Annotated in this window: 15 protein-coding genes; 2 read left to right on the plus strand and 13 right to left on the minus strand. The window is 52.5% G+C overall.

Annotated elements, in window-relative coordinates; all coding sequences use genetic code 11:
* Positions 1-19 precede the first annotated feature (19 nt).
* From rbsD to GC56T3_RS16945, 6 genes are all read right to left on the minus strand, one after another.
* Positions 20-418: a D-ribose pyranase gene (gene rbsD / locus GC56T3_RS16930; RefSeq protein WP_013146526.1), complete on the minus strand. Its 399-nt coding sequence runs from the start codon at positions 416-418 to the stop codon at positions 20-22.
* The gene (gene rbsK / locus GC56T3_RS16935) at positions 418-1,311 is read right to left on the minus strand and encodes a ribokinase (protein ID WP_013146527.1); all 894 of its coding nucleotides are present in this window, start codon (positions 1,309-1,311) and stop codon (positions 418-420) included. Before rbsK ends, rbsD begins: the two co-directional genes overlap by 1 nt.
* A complete protein-coding gene (locus GC56T3_RS16940; protein ID WP_013146528.1) occupies positions 1,308-2,297 on the minus strand; it encodes a LacI family DNA-binding transcriptional regulator in 990 nt (329 codons plus the stop codon). The genes rbsK and GC56T3_RS16940 overlap by 4 nt, the downstream gene beginning before the upstream one ends.
* 229 nt (positions 2,298-2,526) lie before the next feature.
* On the minus strand, positions 2,527-2,682 hold the full coding sequence (locus tag GC56T3_RS19775; protein WP_013146529.1) for a putative holin-like toxin: 156 nt from the start codon (positions 2,680-2,682) through the stop codon (positions 2,527-2,529).
* A 149-nt stretch (positions 2,683-2,831) separates the two neighbouring features.
* Positions 2,832-2,948 (minus strand): DUF3789 domain-containing protein, encoded by a 117-nt coding sequence (locus tag GC56T3_RS20080; protein WP_013146530.1) that lies wholly within the window; start codon positions 2,946-2,948, stop codon positions 2,832-2,834.
* Between the two features lie 86 nt (positions 2,949-3,034).
* Positions 3,035-3,487 (minus strand): VanZ family protein, encoded by a 453-nt coding sequence (locus tag GC56T3_RS16945; RefSeq protein WP_041468879.1) that lies wholly within the window; start codon positions 3,485-3,487, stop codon positions 3,035-3,037.
* Between the two features lie 525 nt (positions 3,488-4,012).
* Here GC56T3_RS16945 and GC56T3_RS16950 point away from each other — a divergent pair.
* Positions 4,013-4,282, plus strand: a complete 270-nt coding sequence (locus GC56T3_RS16950; protein ID WP_013146533.1) for a hypothetical protein — start codon at positions 4,013-4,015, stop codon at positions 4,280-4,282.
* Between the two features lie 180 nt (positions 4,283-4,462).
* On the opposite strand, the gene GC56T3_RS16955 is transcribed toward GC56T3_RS16950, so the two are convergent.
* The 4 genes from GC56T3_RS16955 to GC56T3_RS19045 all read right to left on the minus strand — a co-directional run bounded on the left by GC56T3_RS16955 (position 4,463) and on the right by GC56T3_RS19045 (position 9,288).
* Positions 4,463-5,647: a M20 family metallopeptidase gene (locus tag GC56T3_RS16955; RefSeq protein ID WP_013146534.1), complete on the minus strand. Its 1,185-nt coding sequence runs from the start codon at positions 5,645-5,647 to the stop codon at positions 4,463-4,465.
* A gap of 125 nt (positions 5,648-5,772) precedes the next feature.
* Positions 5,773-7,113 carry a UDP-glucose/GDP-mannose dehydrogenase family protein gene (locus tag GC56T3_RS16960; protein WP_013146535.1) on the minus strand — a complete coding sequence of 447 codons (1,341 nt, stop codon included), beginning with the start codon at positions 7,111-7,113 and terminating at the stop codon, positions 5,773-5,775.
* A gap of 241 nt (positions 7,114-7,354) precedes the next feature.
* A complete protein-coding gene (locus GC56T3_RS16965; protein ID WP_013146536.1) occupies positions 7,355-8,701 on the minus strand; it encodes an N-acetylmuramoyl-L-alanine amidase in 1,347 nt (448 codons plus the stop codon).
* Positions 8,702-8,931: 230 nt separating this feature from the next.
* Positions 8,932-9,288: a hypothetical protein gene (locus tag GC56T3_RS19045; RefSeq protein ID WP_255347872.1), complete on the minus strand. Its 357-nt coding sequence runs from the start codon at positions 9,286-9,288 to the stop codon at positions 8,932-8,934.
* A gap of 183 nt (positions 9,289-9,471) precedes the next feature.
* Here GC56T3_RS19045 and GC56T3_RS16980 point away from each other — a divergent pair, with 183 nt between their 5' ends.
* The gene (locus tag GC56T3_RS16980; protein ID WP_013146538.1) at positions 9,472-10,182 is read left to right on the plus strand and encodes a plasmid pRiA4b ORF-3 family protein; all 711 of its coding nucleotides are present in this window, start codon (positions 9,472-9,474) and stop codon (positions 10,180-10,182) included.
* Between the two features lie 184 nt (positions 10,183-10,366).
* Here GC56T3_RS16980 and GC56T3_RS16985 read toward each other — a convergent pair whose 3' ends face one another.
* The 3 genes from GC56T3_RS16985 to GC56T3_RS16995 form a co-directional block, all read right to left on the minus strand.
* Positions 10,367-11,701 carry an SEC-C domain-containing protein gene (locus GC56T3_RS16985; protein ID WP_013146539.1) on the minus strand — a complete coding sequence of 445 codons (1,335 nt, stop codon included), beginning with the start codon at positions 11,699-11,701 and terminating at the stop codon, positions 10,367-10,369.
* Positions 11,702-12,298: 597 nt separating this feature from the next.
* Positions 12,299-14,494: a YecA family protein gene (locus GC56T3_RS16990; RefSeq protein ID WP_013146540.1), complete on the minus strand. Its 2,196-nt coding sequence runs from the start codon at positions 14,492-14,494 to the stop codon at positions 12,299-12,301.
* A gap of 299 nt (positions 14,495-14,793) precedes the next feature.
* On the minus strand, positions 14,794-16,110 hold the full coding sequence (locus GC56T3_RS16995) for an SEC-C domain-containing protein (RefSeq protein ID WP_049775763.1): 1,317 nt from the start codon (positions 16,108-16,110) through the stop codon (positions 14,794-14,796).
* Positions 16,111-16,261: the final 151 nt, after the last annotated feature.

Genomic DNA, 16,261 nt, shown 5'->3' on the forward strand with positions numbered 1-16,261 from the left:
TTTTCCTTCAGAAATCTTTCTATGAAAAACTTACACCGGAACGCAGAATGATATTGGCATAGGGAGTTGCCTCCCCTGTGCGAATCACTGCTTTCGCCTGCTTCGTCATCGCTTTGAATTGTTCGTGGGGAACAAACTGCACAGGCACGCCATCCATCCTTTGTTTGATGCGTTCATATAGATCCGGATTCTCGTCTTTGATCTCCTCGGCTAGTACAACCGCTTCAGTTTCCAACTCATCCATAACCGCATCCAATACGGATAAAAAGGGAGGGAACCCTTTGACGAGAGACAAGTCGATGCGCGCCTGTTCATTCGGAATTGGCAGCCCGCAATCGGCAATCACGATCGTATCGGTGTGCCCGAGCGAGGCAAGCAGCGTGTTTAATTCTTTATTCAAAATCCCGCGTTTTTTCATCAGTGACTCTCCTTCTGTCTGGACAAAAATGATTCGACCTCTTGCCGTCTCGGCATCCCAGCTTGCGCCCCAAGTTTCGTCACCGACAAGGCCGCCGCCGCATTGGCAAACCGACACGCTTCATCAAGTGGCTTCCCTTCCGCCAGCGCCACGGCAAGCGCACCGTTAAACGTATCGCCCGCGCCCGTCGTATCCACGACGGGAACGTGAAAACTTGGAATGAGCCGTTCTTGTCCATCTTGCCAAATGCGCACCCCTTTTGCCCCTTCGGTGACAATCAGCTTATCGGCAAACGCTTCTTCGTCCATCTTGTCAAACAAAATGGCCCGTTCATGTTCATTCGGCGTCAAGAAACTCGCCTGCTCAAGCACCACGAGCGGCAGCGGCTGGGCTGGAGCTGGGTTCACGATGACGCGCACGCCGTGGCGATGAGCGATCGAAACCGCTCGTTCCACAACGGGAAGCGGAATCTCGAGCTGCAGTAAGCACACATCGCTTTCGGCGATCACGGATTCATATGGATCCAGATCCTCCGGCGTAAGCGCATGATTCGCCCCGGGGACGACAATAATGCGGTTGTCCTGTTGCGAAATCGTAATCGCAGCAATGCCGGTATGTTGATGTGTAACCGGTTTCACATAATCAACGGAAACGCCTTCATTTTGTAACGAACGGATGAGCTCTTGACCAAACGCATCATCCCCCACCGCGCCAATCATCCGTACATCGGCGCCGAGGCGGGCGGCGGCCACCGCCTGGTTCGCCCCTTTGCCGCCGGGAGTGGTGAGAAACTGTTCGCCTAAAATCGTCTCTCCTTGGTTTGGAAACCGCGCCGCCACGGTGACTAAGTCCATGTTGATGCTGCCGATCACCGTAATGGTTGGTTTGTTCAAGTCAATCCCCTCCTTGACGTCGACTGCCGCACCACAAGTTGAACCGAAAGTTGATAATGGAGCTTCTCAAGCGGCTTTCCCTCAATTTGTTTAATTAAAATTCTTGCCGCCATGGCCCCCATTTCGTAAATAGGCTGAGACACGGTCGATAGTTCGGGTGTTGTCATTTCCGTCAGCGGGATGCCGTCGTAGCCAATAATCGCAATATCATCCGGAACCCGCAGCCCGCATTGCTGAACCGCTTTCAAAGCACCGACCGCCATCGCGTCGTTGCCGGCAAAGATCCCGTCCATATCATGTTCAGCCAACGCGGCCATCACCGCTTCTTTCGCCTGCTTCAACTGGTAATTCCCTTGAATGACGAGCTGGCGATCCCCTAGCCCCAGCTCCTTCATTTCATCTTGATAGCCGCGGAAACGCTCCATGGCGTTCACCACATGGGTGGGCCCTTGAATATGGGCAATCCGCCGGCAGCCCACTTCATACAAATGCCGCGTCGCTAAACGAGCTCCTCCATAATTATCCGCGACCACCGATGGATAACGTTCATGCAACGGACGGTCGAGCACGACAATCGGAACATCCCATTCCTCGACTTCTTCCGGCGCGAACTGATTCGTGGTCAAAATGACGCCGTCCACATATTTTTGCTTTAACACTTCGATGTATTCTCGTTCTTTTTCTACTTTCTCATCGGAATTGCATAGAATGACCGTATAGTCATAAATATTCATCACATCTTCCACCGCGCGCACGAGCTCGGGAAAGAACGGGTTGGTAATATCAGGGACAATGAGTCCGACTGTTTTCGATGTCTTTTTAAACAGAGCTCTCGCCACTTCATTCGGTTTATAATTGAGCTCTTTCATCGCCTGTCTAACCCGTCTTTCCGTTTCCTCATTAACATATCCATTTTGATTTAACACCCGCGAAACGGTGGCGACGGAGACACCTGCACGCTTTGCCACATCACGAATCGTTGCCATGTTCGATTCCTTCTTTTCTGTCTATGTGTAACCGGTTACACATAGTATATCCTATTTTTTGTGCGCCATCAAGCTATTTTTTGCGCTGATCCTCCGTCATGTATACGCTCTTTTCCATGTGAGCCGTGTTGTGATTTCCCAAGAACATGGTTGTAATAAGAATAGAAAAGCATACGATACAAAACAGGACATTGGCAACCGCCAATGCCCTGACCAACACGCACGGTTGCTACAAGAAGTGCAGTGGCCCAGAAACAGGCAGAAGTAACCCACCCTCACCTAGGCCGAGCAAGGTGGGTTGCTTTTCTTTTGATACCGCAATGAATGCCACGACCAGCGGCGCAAACGAAATCATTAGCGACAACGCCTCCGCAACAGTCATCATCCAGCAGCCCCCTTTCATCAAGGGAGTGGCCACTGCCCACCCTGCATCAAACCGTGCATCTTTATTCGATCATTTTTGTTCCTAGCAACCAATATGTCTTGGAAAATTTAGGACGTTCGGTCATTGCCTAACGTCCCTCTGCAAGCTTCTCACTTTTCCCTCCACCGTTCGCTCGCTTCATCCGCCCGTTTCGCGGCCACCATCATGCTCATGATGACGAGCATCACGAACGAGCCGACAAACATTCCCGCGATAAACGCGACCATGACTCTCTCTCCCTTTTCTCGCAAACTTGTTATTTGCCATTCTTTCCTTTTACATCTAAGCCGATACATCGGGAGAGCTTATTCTATTATACGCCGCGTTTGACCGCACGATGCTTTGTTCTTACCCAACAGCGGCAAACAAAGACGATCAAAAGCGCAATCAGCGCCCCGCACGAATCAATCGCCACATCTTTTGGCGTCGCCGTCCGCCCTGGTTCAAACGATTGGTGCCACTCATCGGTCGCCGCGTAGGCGGTCGCAAACAGCCAAGCGCCCGCATACGCAAACCGCTTGGGCAACAGCGCTCGCCACACAAGCGCGGCCAAAATGCCAAACTCGGTCAAATGCGCCGCTTTGCGAATCAAAAAGTTCAAAAATGACGACCCCTCTTCATCCCCGCCGCCAAACGGCAAGTACGATAAAATCATCTGCAGCACATGTGCCGTATTCGTCCCAGTGAACCAGGAAGACTCGCTGAAGCTGTAAATGACGAGGCACCAGAGAATGACAGGAAGCCAGCGGGAAAGGAAAGCTCTCATCGTTTCACCTGCCAACAACCTTTTGGCCAACAAAACAAGGTACCTAAACAACAAACGAAAGTAGACACCTTGTTCGCTAAACCCTTTACCATCATAACAGGGAGGGTGATATTTTTCCATTTTCTTTTTTGAAAGCTGCTTCACCATTGTTTTAAAATCGTTCGCTCACAGGCTGGAAAGAAGACTTCTTTTCCGTTCCCCCCTTTTCTTTCACCCATTCCCCTTTTAAGGGAGATTCTCTCCCTAGTTTATGTTTTCATGAACAAGGGTATGGGTATAGTAGTAAAAGGAAAATCTGTACATTTTTTTCGTTCAGCATTATAATTTTTAGAAAGGAGAATCAATGAGGTGATCAATATGCCCTCCGCTTTGGAAACGAAAATGAGGGTGACACTGTCTTGCACGGAACAGGCCAACAAACCGGACAAGGATCTTTCATTTGCCGAATTACGGAAAAAAATAGCCAAACCTTCTCCCTTTGGCAAAAAATTAGTGGACATCTACAAACAAGGACGGTAGCCGATTATGTCGTTTGTGATGACATATGAAGATGCCATAGATGAACATTTTGGGCAAGCGTCTATACACAACACATCGATGCTTGTCAACATTCAAGATCTAGCCTTGGCTCAAATGCGACTCCTTCAGCTCGAAGCCTATGATGCCTTGCACTACGCCATTGCAACATACCATCATTATGACTACTTCGCTACGCTTGACGGCGATTTTGTCCATACTCTTTACAACCAAGACCCCGACCCAGCGTCCATTACAAAAATTATAAAAATCGCCTAGCCTTGACGTCTTGATCGAGTCGGGGCTGAAAAAGTAAGGGAGGCAGAGAACTCCATGCCCTCCTTCATTTCTTCTCCACTCACGTGAGCTGCACCAAGTTCAACCATGTGAATTGGTGACAAAGAAAGAGTAAGCAATATATCGATCCGCCTTTATGATGTACAAAAAAGCGGAAGCATCCTACTCTACTTCCACCAACAGTTTCAACGTCGCGGCGACAAACATTTGCACGCCAATCTCAAGCGCGTCTTCGTCAATCGTAAAGCGCGGGTGGTGGTGCGGATAAACGATGCCTTTTTCCACATTGCCCGCGCCGACGTAGAAAAAGCTGCCGGGCGCTTTTTGCAAAAAGGCGGAGAAATCTTCGCCGCCCATGTTCGGTTTCAAGCGGACCACTGCCTCTTCGCCGAACAGCTCGCGCGCCGTTTCTTCCAGAACGCGGGTCACTTCATCGTAGTTAATGACCGGGCGGTAGCCGTAGTCAAATTGAAACTCATACGAGGCGCCGTGCGCTTCGGTGATCCCTTTGACAATGCGCTCCATCCATTGCGGCACCGTGCGCCGCAGCGTCTCATCGAACGTGCGCACTGTCCCTTGAATTTCGACTTCCCCAGGCAGGACGTTATGCGCCGTACCCGCCACAAATTGCGTCACGGACACAACGAGCGGCTCGAGCGGGTCGACATAGCGCGAGACGATGTGCTGCAAGTTCGTCACGACTTGCGCCCCGATGGCGATCGCATCGATCGTTTGGTGCGGCATCGCTCCATGGCCGCCTTTGCCGATGATGCGGATGAAAAAGCGGTCGGGTGCGGCCATCATCGGCCCATACACAATGCCGATTTTTCCGCGCTCAAGCGGCGACCAAAGGTGAGTGCCGATGACGACGTCCACCCCGTCCATGACGCCGGCTTGCACCATCTCCTCGGCCCCGCCGGGGAACAATTCTTCCGCGTGTTGGAACAAAAAGCGAATCTCGCCATGAATTTGATCGCGAAGCTGGGCGAAAATTTTCGCTGCCCCCAAAAGCATCGCCGTATGGCCGTCATGCCCGCACGCATGCATGACGCCTGGGTTTTTGGAGGCAAATTCAAACGTGTTTTCCTCTTGAATCGGCAATGCGTCCATATCCGCGCGAATGGCGACGACTCGGCCTGGCTGTTGGCCAATGAGCCGCGCCATGACGCTCGTTTTCGTCGGCCGCGACAACTCAAGATGGCCGAATGATTGCAGCGTCTCGTACACAAATTGCGCCGTTTTCTCTTCCTGGAACGACAATTCGGGATGGGCATGCAAGTGGCGGCGCCAGGCGATGACGTCCGTTTTCACTTCATCGACGAGCCGTTTGATTTCTTCCTTTGTCATCACGTTTCCCCCTCTTTTCCGCTTTCCTAGTATTATAAACGGAAATTTTGAAATTTTCATTCCTCCATATTCATGAAGAAAGGCAGCCCGCTGCACGTTTAGTGAGTGAGCTGCTGTCCCAAACGTCATTCGTGATGCTCCACCGTTTCCTTCATCGCGCTTTGCCATCCGACCACCACCGGCCGCCCGATCGACTCGTAGATTAAGCCGGCGGCTTCTGCCGCCTTCGGGTCGTAGCAATTCCGCCCATCCACCACAACCGGTGTTTTCATCAGCGTCTTGTAGCGGTGAAGGTCAAATTGCAGCACAGCCGGCCATTCGGTGAAAATGAAACAAACATCCGCGCCGCGAATGGCTTCCTCTATTGTCTCGCAACAAACAACCGCATCGCCAAAACGGCGGGCGACATGTTCGAGAGCGGCCGGATCCCAGACGCGCACGGCGGCCCCTTCAGCAATGAGCCGTTCGATGTTCGCCAATGCCGGCGATTCGCGCACATCATCGGTGCCCGGCTTGAATGCGGCGCCAAGCACGGCCGCTGTTCGATCGCTGAACACACCAAGGTGGGCGCGCGCTTTCTCGAACAGTTTCCATTTCTGTTTTTCATTGACGTCCATTGCCGCCCATACCGTTTTGAGCGAATAGCCGTGGGAAGCCGCCAACGAATAAAGCGCGCTCGCATCTTTCGGCAGGCATGAGCCTCCATACCCGACGCCTGCGCGCAAAAAGCGGCGGCCGATGCGCGGATCCATGCCGATTCCTTCCGCCACCGCCTGAATATCAGCGCCTACCAACTCGCATACATTGGCGATCTCGTTGATGTAGGAAATTTTCAACGCCAAAAACACATTGGCCGCGTACTTGATCATCTCAGCGCTTCTCCGGTCCGTCACGACGTACGGGAGCGCAAACGGGGCGTAGAGGTCCTTCATCATCCGCTCAGCTCTCTCCGATTCGACGCCTAACACAATGCGCGGCGCTTGCAATGTGTCGCGCACCGCCGTTCCTTGTGACAAAAACTCCGGGTTGGACACAATGTCGATACGCACCCCGCCGCGTCCGTGTTCCGCCAAAAAGCGAGCCGCTTCGTCTCCCGTACCGACTGGCACGGTCGATTTGATGGCCACAAGGCAGTCGCGCTCCACCGCCATCGCAATGCGGCCGAGCGCCTTCCAAACGGCGTCAAGCTGCACAGAACCATCCGGCAGCGGCGGGGTGCCGACCGCGACCATGATCACTTCCGCCCATCGATACGCTTCCGCATCGTCTGTGGTAAAGCGAAGGCGGGCGCTGTTCCGTTGGATGAGCGGTTCGAGCCCCGGTTCATAAATGGGGACGATTCCTTCATTCAACCGCCGAATTTTTTCCTCATTGACATCCACGCATATGACATCATGACCTTTATCAGCCAGGCAGGCGGCGGTCACAAGCCCAACATACCCCGCCCCGGCGATCGTGATTTTCATCGTTCCTCACACCTTTTTGATCCATTGCGGCTATTGTCGCTTGTTCTCATTATAGCGAATCGCCTGGGGATTTTCATTGTTTTCGCCTAGCCGCTGAGTCCACCGGTTGTGCTCTGCAAACAAAAGAAAACCGGGAGGAGCCACCCCCCGGTTGCACGGCGTGTTTCCGTTTGCTTGATGACGGCCGATTGATCACAAAAACGAACAGACCGCCGATCAACGATTTCTCCACGATCATTTCTTATTCAAAATAATGCCGAACCGCATCCGCGATCGCGGTCGTCACTGCTTCTTGATAGCCGTCTGTTGTCACCGTCGCCGCATCTGTGCGGTTGCTTACATAGCCGAGCTCAAGCAATACAGACGGTCTGTCGTTTTCCCGCAACACGTAATAGTCGCCAAACGCAACGCCGCGGAAAGGCAGTGCGGCCAATCGGGAAAGCGGGTCTTCGAATGATTGCGCTAAGCCGTAATCGGCAAAACGGTCATAATAATAAACGGTGATGCCGCTCGCCTGTTGGTCGTCTGCGCTGTCATAATGCAGGCTGATAAACGCATCCGCTTGATACAGGCGCGCCATCGCCACGCGCGCGGACAGCGGCACATACTCATCGCTGGAGCGCGTCAGCACGACGCGGGCGCCGTAAGATTGCAGCTTGTTTTTCAGAAGCTTGGCGGTTTCCAACGTCAACTCCTTTTCCTTGATGCCATCGGCACTTTGGGCCCCGCCGTCTTTGCCTCCGTGGCCAGCGTCAAGAACGATCGTTTTTCCGGCCAGCGCCTGAACAGGACCGCGCGTCCAGCTGTCTACATAAAGGCGCGAGTCGCTAGGCGCGATGATGGAAAGCAGCGAGCGGTCAGCCGACTGGGGCGCTTCCGCTTCCTTTTCATTGGCTTGTCCACCCTTTACCTGCACATACGCGGACGAAACCCAGCCATCAAGCCCTGTTGGGGAGGCAATTTTGTACCATCCCGGTTTCTTTTCTACAATCTCGACCTCTTCACCACGGACAAGGCGGCCGATCCGCAGGGCGTGAAGCGACGGTTCAGCTCGCACGTTGAGCAAATCGGCGGCCACCGTTCCAGTCTGTTGTGAAATAGAGCGGGCCTCAGCTGGCGCCAAATACGATGCAGCGGCCCAACCGATGGCGTCTTCCGTCACGACCTGTTTCCAGCCGCCTTCTTCCCCAATCACAAACACCGTTTCCCCTTGCGCCAAATGCCCAATAATTCGCCCATCTCGGCTCGGTTCTTGTCGAAGGCGGAGTTGGTTTTCTTGCACGACGGCCGTCTCTTTTGCCAACGCGACGTACCGCGCAGCGAGCCACCCGGTTCGATTTTTCTCCCATTCAATTTTCACCCAACCATCTTTCATGTCCACCAACCGGTACACTTCGCCCCGGTGGACGTTCGCCAATGGACGATACGGCACTCCCGGCCCTTGGCGGACATTCACGCGATCCGCCGTCACCACAGCCAGACGCTTCGTTTCCTCCATTTCCTTTTCCCCTTTCGCCCCCACCGGCCAAGCAGCCGCAGCCAGCCATAGCAAACAAAACGACAGGGCGAGCCATGTCCCACGCCTCATGCGCATTCCCTCCCCCGTTGTCCCCAATTTGTCTACTATAATCGTTCGCGCACAACGGGGCATTTCCTGTCTGCCGCTTCGGAAAACCGCTCGACAAAACTAGCGAGGCGGCATCCATCAACCGACAACGGCTCTCCTTTTTCTGCATGATGTCTCTTCATACGACAGCAGCTACAACGCGCAACCTAGTCGAACCATCCAGCTACGGCCGACATACCACCATCGCTTCTCTAACCGATGTCCGAATGGATAAGCCGTCCCCATGAAGAAACACGCAGAAGCGCCAAAAGCGCTCCGTGCTCCAACGGGAGACGGTGTCTTTTGTCGCGCTGGAACCATTCAATGCCGCGCATTCCATTTGGAAAACGGTGAATGAACAAGTACCAAAGTGTTTCAAACCATTCCAGCTCTTGCCGATGCTTCATTTGCCCTATTTTTTGGCGAAACGACCGTCTCACTGCTGTTTGTTCGTTGTAAGACAGCGATTCATCCAAAAACCGCTGCACCATTTGCGACAGCTCATATTTTTGGTCAAAAAAGCGGCACTGCCGCACCCGTTTGATTTCATGCTTTTGCTGTTTGTTCATGCAACACTTCTTATACTTTTTCCCACTTCCACACGGGCATGGGTCATTCCGGCCGATCGACATGCGTCATCCTCCCCTCCCATCTTTCTTTTTTCAATATTTCCATCAATAATGTTTAAATTCTACTATGGACAGGATAAACTACTATTATACAAAACGTTTATCCGAAAGGAGACGAGGGCTATGAACCCCGACAATCTTGCTAAACTGATCGACGAATTGTCTGCCATGTTCCATCCGACAGAGCGGGACCGTCCACACGGCAGATGGGTTGAGGCGCCAAAGAGCGCATCCCCTTCCAAACGGCGGCGGTCCAAAACAGCCTACCAGCTGAAAATCACATTAAACGGCATCCGCCCGCCGATTTGGCGGCGCGTCCTTGTTCCCGGACATGCGACATTTCACGAGCTTCATCTCATCATCCAAGAAGCGATGGGATGGGAACAAGCCCATTTATACGAATTCGATTTCGGAAGCGTTCTCATCGGCATCCCTGACGGCTGGGATTCGTTTCAGCTGGAAAAAGAACTGATGGACGCCCGCCGCATCCCATTACAGCAATGGCTGACGGAAGAAAAACAAAAGTTTCTATATATTTACGATTTTGGCGACTACTGGCGCCATACCGTCACCGTTGAAAAGATTGAAACACTCCCAAAACCGTTGGAACGCGCCGCTTGCCTGAAAGGAAAACGGGCGTGCCCTCCCGAGGATTGCGGCGGCGTCTATGGCTACCTGGAGCTGCTGGAAGCGGCGGCGCAAAAAGACTCTCTTGCCGACCCCGAATTGCGCGAGCTGGTGGACTGGATGTACGACATGAAAGGTGAAGATTTTGACCCTGATGCCTTTGACGTCGAGGAAGCGAACGAGCGGCTGGCCTATATCCGATTGTAACGATCCAACCGCCACAATCCGGCCTCCGCGATGCCGGTTCCAATCCATTCAGCAACCGTCGCGGCACCCGGAAGCAGCAACAGCCAGACATGTATATGTGCACGCGAAAGAAGGGTTCTGGCATCTCTCAAGGGCACCTTCTTTCGCACCCATCTGCGCTTCGTTGCCTGCTTTGTCCGCCGCCTTACAAAAATCCCCGTTCGGCAAACGTCTCCCAGACGAGCTCCTCGAGCTCCTTGCGCAACTCAGCTGCATCGACTCCTTCAAGCAACCCGTCCTTTTTCCATGTTCGGACCGCTTTGTCGATCAAGCGATGGACTTGATCAACGTCCCAGCCCTCGCGATCAAACAACTCCTCAACTTGGTCAAGCCATTCCTCAATCGCACGGTCCAGCTCATCCCCATCCTCCATCCCACCGTCGTCGAACCAGATCTCATCACCGTCATCCCCATCGTCAAAGAGCCACTCATCATCATTCTCGCCCTCATCATCTCCATCATCGAGCAACTCTGTTCCAAATAAAAACAATTCCATCACAGTGGCTTCCACTTCCTCTACAGGAACACCGTAGCGTTTGGCAACATCCTCCATATTGACAAATTCTCTTCCAGCCATTTCACTCGCCAAATAACGGAGTGCAGCCGCATACACAGCAGGATTCTCGATGACCGTTTCATTCATTTCGCAGTATGCGCGCCAGAGGAACGCAGCCTCGCTGAGCACTAGGGAGGAGGTTGTTTCTTCCTTTTTCTTTAATTCGCGAAAAACATCATCTTGATCTCGATCCCCCCAGTCTTTTTCGCTCAGCAGCTGCCACAACAACTCATGGACCGCTATTTCAAGCAATTCCGGAAACGACTCGCGCAAAAACACTTCACACGTTTTCGTATCCGGATTCCATTCCGCTTGAAGCGCCCGCGCAAGCCGATCCTTCCCGCTCTTTGGAATTGGCAGCACCTTCATGAAGTACGCCCACTCGTCCCCATGCGGAACGAGGCATCCTACTAACACGTCCCCCTCCCTAGCAGACGGAAGCTCCTCCGGCGTCAAAAAACGGACGTATTTTTCTTTTCTGGTCAACAGATCGCGCACAAGGAAACGCCGCTCATCCTCGATATGAATGATCTCGTCAAACGACGGAACCACCTCGGCCCATCGCTTCAAATGAGTTTGCACCGCTGGACGCCATCGCGTGCGGCGCCGACTTCTCATATAGGCCGAAAAAATTGTCATCCCTTTGTCATCAACGTGCCGGTGAAAAATCGCCCAGTTCGTCAGCAATAAATTGGCGCTGGTCTCCAGCTCGTTAGGAAGCCCTTGAAATGGAGAACCAGACATCATGAATGCAAGCTCTTCCTCATATCGCTCTAACGCAAACGAAAACACATCTTGCATACATTTGGCCACTTCACGGTCAATTAGAGACTCTATCGGTACTGCTTCTTTCTTCCCACAACAATGCTTGTACGTTTTCCCACTGCCGCATGGACAAAGATTGTTTCGCGATGCCTTCGCCATATAGCTACCTACTTTCTTTGTATCATAGTCATTGAACGTTCTCCCCATCTACGCTAACGCTCGGGCCAGCCAAACACTTTGGGGAGACATTAACGATCAACGTGTGATGGAACTGCTTTCAGCAATACATATCACAAGCACTTTGGGACTTCCGCCGCTCGTGTCGAGAACATCGATTCGCATTCCATTTTTTATGCCTAACCCAAAATCCTGGTTCTTCACCAAACGTTGTACTTGACCATTTCAAAACATGTCATATTTCCTTCTCCCAAGAAGGCTGGTGATTTCGTGAAAAGTCGCGGAAAACGGACTCTCTTCTCAAATGGAGAAGTCCTGTAAAATCAACGCTTCTCTTTCAACCGAAAGCAACGGGTTCGGCGAAATCGGTCGTTTTTCACCAGCCCTCAAGAGAAATCAGCCAATCAATGATTTTCATACGGGGTAAAACGAGAAAAACCTTGCTTGTCAAGCACACGTTGTGGTGATGGACCAAAATCCTAAGAATATGACTGGCTCTTACCATTGGTCTTGCCTGCATAATGGAGAATCATAGAGGCCGAGCCGACAGAAAAAGCGCCCCGTCATCCGTCGGGACACCTACGGCCGGCGAATCAAACGGGACAACGAGGCAAGCAGGCGCTCTTGAAGCGCAGCCCATTCTGTCTCCGCCTTGTCTGGCCACTCTTGCAGCGCCTGAAGCCACGGCTCTACGTACGGAGAGAAAGACGGCGGATACACGCGGGCAAGATCGTCCATCTTGCCATTGCGATCGGTCGAGGCGACGATATACATGCCCGGCAACAGATGCGGCTCTGCCCGCTTCGGAATGTCCCATGTCACCGTTCGGTTATGGGAAAGCCAATCCAGCACCGCCTTCCCCTGTTCCACACGCTTGACGCGGAAAAACGAGAAACCGACGGAAAGGGGAATAGGCAAGCCAAACAAATGAGCAAGCTGCCAAGCCATCAGTTCCTCATCCGCCTTTCCTCTCTCGCCCCCCCATTCATCCAGCAGAGCAAAGCAATGTTCCAATTCGCTTCTGACCTCTTCCAGCACGGCGCAAACGACAGTTCGATGATTCGTTCCATAACGGCGGTCCAGCCAATCGGCCCACTCAAGCAGCATATCGAGCGCTCGGCTCACCACTTCCCATGGAAACGAACTCCATCTTGACGGGATTTGCTCGACGATGCATTGTTTCCAGTCTTCTTCTCCTACGTCCTCCCACGATGAAAACGTCCGCCCGTTCATATATTCACACACGAGCAAAACCACGGCCCAAAACGCCTCTTTGGCTTCTTTTTCTCCGCTCACGATGACCTCGTTATAAAACGCCAATGCGTCATCGGTGAAATACATCCCTTCCCATTCCGCGCGGATCAACAATGTCTCGGTTCTTTCCGGCCCCATCCATTTTATTTTCCATAAGTCCGAAAGACGATGTGATGAGCTAAACGGAGATGGGGGCAATCCATAACGGGAGCGAATGGGATTCACTCCGATGAGCACCGGCAAATTGGCTCGTTCTTGCATGTTAAACAAATGGAATTCATACTCTTTCAGCCACTCATCCACTTCCTGAACACGCCCCTCGCGCGCCATTTCGTGAGGGGTTTTTCCATTCCATTTCTCAAGCGGGGTGTGAAGGGCTTTTTCCATTTGAACATCCAATCCGGCCAGCGTTGCCACCCAAGGGGGAGAGTCTGGGTCTGAATCAATATGAAGCGAAACGTTTTCGATCCATTTTCGGCGCAAAACGGCTTCTGTCCGCCGTTTTCGTTCTTTTGGGGAATACCCGAACGCTTGCAGCAGCGACACGAGCTGTTCGGCCGTTCCTTCCTCCTCGGTAGACAACACGAGACGCGACCGATGAGCCGATAATGACCCGCCTAATTCAAATACACGAATCAGCTTGGGGGAAATCATCCCGACATAATGGTACACATTGGTGCACCATGAACCTTCCACCTTCTCCCCATCGTCATGATCAATGTGAGCGCGTCCAATCGAAGCAAGCTTCCTCATCGCCTCAGCGGCTTCTTGGCATTCGTATTCATACGTCCAACGCGTGCGCTCCTCTTGTACATCGTCCACCTTCGGAGGATAGCCTGCATCGACGATATCGAGAAAATGTTCAACGGCTACCTTGTCATACGGCCAATCGGTTTGCGTCAACAAGACGCGAATGTTCTCTTCCGCCCGTTCCACACCCTTCGGATCCACAATCGATGATACACCGCAAACGTAATAGCCGCCGTCAAATGGCTCCAAAAAGGCAAACATGCCGCCCCATGGGCGCACAACCTCCAATGTCTCGCAATACGGCATGAGAAATTTCTCGCCCGTCAGCCGGTCGACCGCCACTCCTCCTTCATCATGCAAATCGACAAATTGCACAAGGCGCGGCACAAGCCGAACCCAGCGGTCCAACATTTCCTTAAGCTCTGGAGACAGACGACGTCCTTTTTCCTGTTGAAACCATTCAACGCCGCGCAATCCATTCGGATAACGATGGAGGAAAAAACGCCAAAGCGTCTCAAACACCTTCAACTCTTCACGATGATCCTTTTGTTCGATCATTTGGCGAAATGTACGGTTGACCGCTTCGCGTTCATCATAAGACAGCGCTTCATCCAAAAACCGCTGCACCATTTGCGACAGCTCATATTTTTGGTCAAAAAAGCGACGCTGCCGCACCCGCTTGATTTCATGCTTTTGCTGTTTGTTCATGCAGCACTTCTTATACTTTTTCCCGCTTCCGCACGGGCACGGGTCATTCCGACCGATTGCCATGCAAAATCCTCCCTTCTAATCTTTCCTTTCCAAAACGGCGACCAAGATGTTAAAAAACTGGCGGAATCGCGCACAAAGCCATTTTTCCCAATCCATCATGGATTCGGTCAAAACCGATCGTTCCCCGCCGCCTTTTTCGGAGTTTCACGAATGGAACGCATTCCATTCCCTGTTTCTGCTTATAGAGGGCTTGGGTTGAGCCCAATGATGTTTGAATGAGAGAGCCCTTGTGGAACCGGCTTTCCTTTCTGACGAAATGCCGCTGACTTGGGCGCAGCGCCCGTTTTTCCGCCAGCCTTTTAGATGAATCCCCGATCGGTGAAGATCTCCCACGCTACATCGCGGAGTTCTTTACGCAATTCTTTTTCATTCACTTCCTCAAGCAGGCCTTCATTCCTCCACGAACGGATGGCGCGGTCAATATGACGGTTGACTCGCTTCTCGTCCCATCCTTCACGCATCAACATAAGATCCATGTCATCGATCCATTCATTGATGCGCGCATCAAGCTCATCCCCTTCCTCTTCGAACCAGTCTTCCTCCCAGTCATCGAGCCATTCCTCGTCGTCTTCATCATCAACAGCCATCAGGAAAAAATCCAACGCCGCCGATCGCACATCTTCTGGCATCACGTCATACCGATCGGCGATGTCTTCCACCTCCGATCCTTCCGCCTTCATCAAATGTCCAGCCACATAGCGGAGCGCCGCCGCGTAGACGGGAACCGAATAAGGGAGACGGGATGTTTTTCCGCAATAGATCGCCCATATGGCGAACGCTTGATTGAGCAGCGCCGCTGGCGCCTCCGGCTCGTTTTCATCGAGCTCGCGAATGACGGCCGCTTGTTTCGGATCATTCCATTTGAACTGTTTGGCGAACTGCCAAAGCCACTCCAAAACCACGTCGGAAAGCACAGCGACGAACCGATCGCGCATCCATGAAGCTGCTGGCTGACCGCTCCACTCCCCTTCTTGTTGAATCGCCCGAAGCAATCGCTCTTTCCCTGACGCGGGGAGCGGAAACACCGCCGTGAAATACGTGAACACGTCCTGGTACGGCACAAGGAAGCCGAACACCACATCTCCTGTTTCGATCACGCTCGGCCATTGATAGGGAGCCAATAAATGGACGATCTTTTCCTCTCCCGTCAACAAATCCCGGACAACGGGGCGATTGTCGTCATCATAGCTGATGAACTCGCCAAGCGACGGAACGGCTCCTTCCCACCTCTCGATGTGAGCCTGAACGGACGGGCGCCACCGCTCCCAATGACGGCTTTTCCGGTAAGCGGAAAAGATCGTTTGTCCTGTTTCATCAAGCGGCCAACAAAACAACATCCAGTTCACCGCCATGATCTGCACGCCAAGCTCGAGTTCCTCCGGCATCTCATCAAGCGGGAACTGGTCTAAAAGCTCCTCCGCCTCCCTCTCATACCGCTGCAAGACAAACTGACGCATATCATTCATGCATTCGATCAACTCGCGGTCAATCAATGACGAAATCGAAACCGCCTCTTTTTTTCCGCAACAATGCTTGTACTTTTTCCCGCTTCCGCACGGGCATAACGCGTTCCGCGGCGTTTCTGCCATATTCGATGCACCTGCTTTCTTTTCCATTTGGACTTTTCTTATTACTATTATACCATCATCGATAGACGTTCAACCATCACCAGCTTTCTTTCTATCAAAACGCGTACACGTTCAAAAGCTCGCAATGTCCTTTCATGCCGGCTCGAGAACAGACGCGTTTTGTCACATTGCCCCTCTT

This window comes from Geobacillus sp. C56-T3, assembly GCF_000092445.1.
GTDB classification, from domain to species: domain Bacteria; phylum Bacillota; class Bacilli; order Bacillales; family Anoxybacillaceae; genus Geobacillus; species Geobacillus thermoleovorans.